The sequence below is a fragment of the Gardnerella sp. 26-12 genome, assembly GCF_001660745.1.
Classification (GTDB): Bacteria; Actinomycetota; Actinomycetes; order Actinomycetales; family Bifidobacteriaceae; genus Bifidobacterium; species Bifidobacterium swidsinskii.
Genome location: NZ_LWSR01000126.1, coordinates 1 through 3,524, shown reverse-complemented (window position 1 = coordinate 3,524; position 3,524 = coordinate 1). Strand labels below are relative to the sequence as shown.

The window sequence follows — 3,524 nt, the reverse complement described above, 5'->3', positions numbered from 1 at the left end:
GGCTCGGAGATGTGTATAAGAGACAGCGCATTAGGTTCGTTTGATACAACCGCTATTGGTTTTGGCGAAATGCCATTGACAATAGAAAACAATCTTGGTCACGATATGGGAATTGAAACAATTCACGCAGCTCTTGATGCAGGTTGTACGCATATTGACACAGCTTGGGCATATTACTGCTCTGGTGGTGAAGAACAAACTGGCGAAAAGCTTGTTCGTGAGGCTTTAGAAAGCTGGAAAGGCGACAAATCTTCTATTTTGGTTGCTACTAAAGTCGGTCACTTCCGTAACTTTACTGACGGGCGACCAACGTGGGGTAAGGATGGTAAGCCAGAGCATTTGATTGCGCATGCCAAAGAGTCTGCAATGGCTCTAGGCGTTGACACTATTGACTTGCTTTACTTCCACAGGCCAGATCCAGAAGTTCCATACAATGAGTCTATTGAAGCAATGCAAGAGTTGCTTGATGAAGGTGTGGCTCGAGAAATCGGTATTTCTAACGCTTCTGTGGAGCAAATCGATATTGCGCGCAACATTTTAGGAGAAAAGCTAGTAGCAGTACAAAATCAATATTCTCCAGTTCATTTAGAGAATGAAGATACGTTGCAATATTGCGAAAAGCTTGGAATTGCTTTTGTTTGCTGGAGTCCATTAGGTGGATTCCGTCATCCTTATGACGAGCATCTTTTCGATCCATTCCGCAAAGTTGCTGAAGATCATAACGTAAGTTATCAGCAAGTAGTTTTGGCTTGGGAGCTCGCTAAAGGCGATCACATATTTGTCATTCCTGGAGCTCACAGACCAGCTACAATTTTAGATAGTTTGAAAGCTTCCGATTTGCAATTAAGCAATGAAGAATTGGCTTATTTAGGCTGAAAGAAAACAATAAAATGCAAGAAACAAGCGTAACTGGTATGCCATTGCCTCACGAAGATGAGGATGGTACGCCAATTCCTGTAACCATTCCAGTGCCGTTAGGGTCTCGCACTCATGCAGTTTTTACTACTAGACTGGGTGGAATTTCTGAAGGTTCATTTGCTTCACTTAATTTAGGCGGACGCGCAGGAGATAGTGAGGAGGCTGTAGCAAGCAATCGCGCAGCTTTACAAAAAGCTTTGCAAGCTGACTTGTCGCTTGTTGCTCAAGTTCATAGCAGAGAAGTATTTGACGCAGATAGTGTAGTAGATTCATGGAATACTTCTTACGGCTTTGATGCAACAGGTTTTGCGGATTCGCAATTGAGAATTGAAGCAGATGCGCAAGTTTCAACTGCGTGCTCGCTTGCATTAGGAATGTTTGCTGCAGATTGTTTGCCAGTTTTACTTGCGGACGACGAAGCTGGAGTAATCGCTGCAGCGCATTGTGGACGAAAAGGATTGATGGCTGGAGTGCTTGATGCTGTCATCGAAGCAATGTGCGAAAAGGGAGCTGAGCGTTCTCGTATAGAAGCAGTGCTCGGTCCGTGTATTTGTGGAGATTGCTACGAAGTTGGTGAGAGTATTGCGCGCGATTTTGAAAAACGTTATCCGCAAACTGTAACAAAAACGCGTTTCGGTGGAATTGGTATTGATATTGCTGAAGCTGCACGCATTGATTTAGCGCTCGCAGGAGTTGCGAATATTGTTGACGCTTTGCCAAGAGTTACTGCAGCTACGCAATATTTGCAGGAAGATGAGGAATTGCGCACGATTTGCGAAGTAGATGGGGAAGGCGAGTCTTTGCCGGAACGTTTGCAAAATTTGCAAAACCCAATGTGCACTTTGGAAAATCCGCTATGGTATTCTCATCGACGTGCTAGTTTAGCTGGAAAATCGCATGAAGGTAGACTTCTTGCTTTAGTAATTCGCGACAAATAATCGCATATGCTATATAAACATTACTGTATTTGAGCTAGGTAGTAAGTGCAGTTGTGTGAGCTTAGCAAAAACGTGCGCAACACACGAGTGTTTTTTGCTTGTAAGTGATAGCGTTGATTCTGATGGTGTAGCACAGCGTTTTGTGCAGCTGTGTGGGGGCTTGTGAAAGGAATATTATGGTGGCTGATTTATTTCCAACCGCGTTGCGTGGGTACGATAAAGACAAGGTAAATGAAGCATTTGCAAACTATGAGCGTACTATTTCTCGTCTGCGTGAACAAGTGCGTTCAAGCGATGAATCAATTTTGCAATTACAAGCGCAATTGCAAGAAGAAAAAAATAATGTAAAACGTGCAAAAAGCGGAAATACTTTTGCATCCTTAGGTGCAAATGCGCAACAATTGCTGGCATCTGCAGAGCAGACTAGTTCTCAATTGCTTGAGCGCGCTAAGCAAGATGCTGCATCAATTAAAAAGAATGCACAAGCACAAGCTGGAACTTTGCTGAACAATGCAAAACTGGATGCTGCACATTTAATGCAAGAAGCACAAACTAAAGCAGACACAATGCTTTCCAATGCCACGCAAAAGTCGACACAACTTATGCAAGCTGCACAAGAAGATTCTGCACGTTTGCGCGATACTACTGCTAAAGATGTGCAAGCTCAAAAAGACGCTGCAGAATTAGCTTTACAAAACACTCAAGAAGAACATACGAAGCGCATGGCTTCTGAGCGCGCTCAGCAAGAAAGCAGCATTTCGCAACTTAAGTCGGAAGCTGCGCAAAAAATTGCTGAGCAGCGTGCGGCTGCAAACGAAGAGATTGCACGTGCTAAAGCTGAAACAAACGATCAGATTGAATCTGCTCTTGCAGAAGCAAATAAAAAGCTTGCTGATATGCGCGAACACGCTTCGAAGATGATGGCTGACGCACAGCGCAAAGCTGGCGAAATTACGGATGCTGCTGCTGCTAAAGCTCAAGAAATTGCAGATGATGCTCAAGTTGAACGCACGCGTACGTTAAGCCAAGTTAGTGCAGAAGTTGAGCAGATTCGAGCAGATATTGCTGCTCAACAGGAGGAAGCTACAAAGAAAGTCAATGCCTTGCTTTCTGGTTTGAAAGAGAAAGAAAGAGCAGCTCAGGAAGAAGCAGATGCTTTGGTTGATCGCGCAAAAACTGTTCATCAAGAAGCTGACGAATATGCAGCGCAAACGCATCAGGCTGCGGATAGTCAGGCTGCTGATATTGTGCGCAAAGCTATGCAGGAGGCAACTGCTCAGGTTGAAGAGCGTAGAGCTGCAGCGCAGCAAGAGCTTGATGGCATGACGACTCGATTAACCCAATTGCAGCATCGTGAGGCAACTATTACGCAGCGCGTTACGGAATTGCGTTCGCTGTTTGCGAATGCTTTCTCTGGATTTGATTTTGGGGATGCTCAACAAAACCAACAAGTTGCGCAAGCTTCTGACGATAATGAGGATTCGTCGGATGCTCAATCTTCTGCAGATGCGAAGCAGGCTCAGCGAGATGTTCAAGCTGCGTTGGCTGAATCTGAAGAAGCTAACGAGTCTCAAGAAGACCAAGACACAGATAACCAATAAAGAAAATATTGTAAAATTTGTAGATTGGCTTAAACATCGTACGCTAGAATGTGCTGGTATTCTGTCT

The 3,524-nt window shown here is 44.4% G+C and carries 2 protein-coding genes; both read left to right on the top strand.

What is annotated here, in order from left to right; all coding sequences use genetic code 11:
* Positions 1-890 precede the first annotated feature (890 nt).
* The gene (locus A5295_RS05695; RefSeq protein ID WP_064622117.1) at positions 891-1,856 is read left to right on the top strand and encodes a polyphenol oxidase family protein; all 966 of its coding nucleotides are present in this window, start codon (positions 891-893) and stop codon (positions 1,854-1,856) included.
* A 176-nt stretch (positions 1,857-2,032) separates the two neighbouring features.
* Complete coding sequence (locus tag A5295_RS05690; protein WP_064622115.1) at positions 2,033-3,457, top strand: hypothetical protein; 1,425 nt, start codon at positions 2,033-2,035, stop codon at positions 3,455-3,457.
* Positions 3,458-3,524 lie beyond the last annotated feature (67 nt).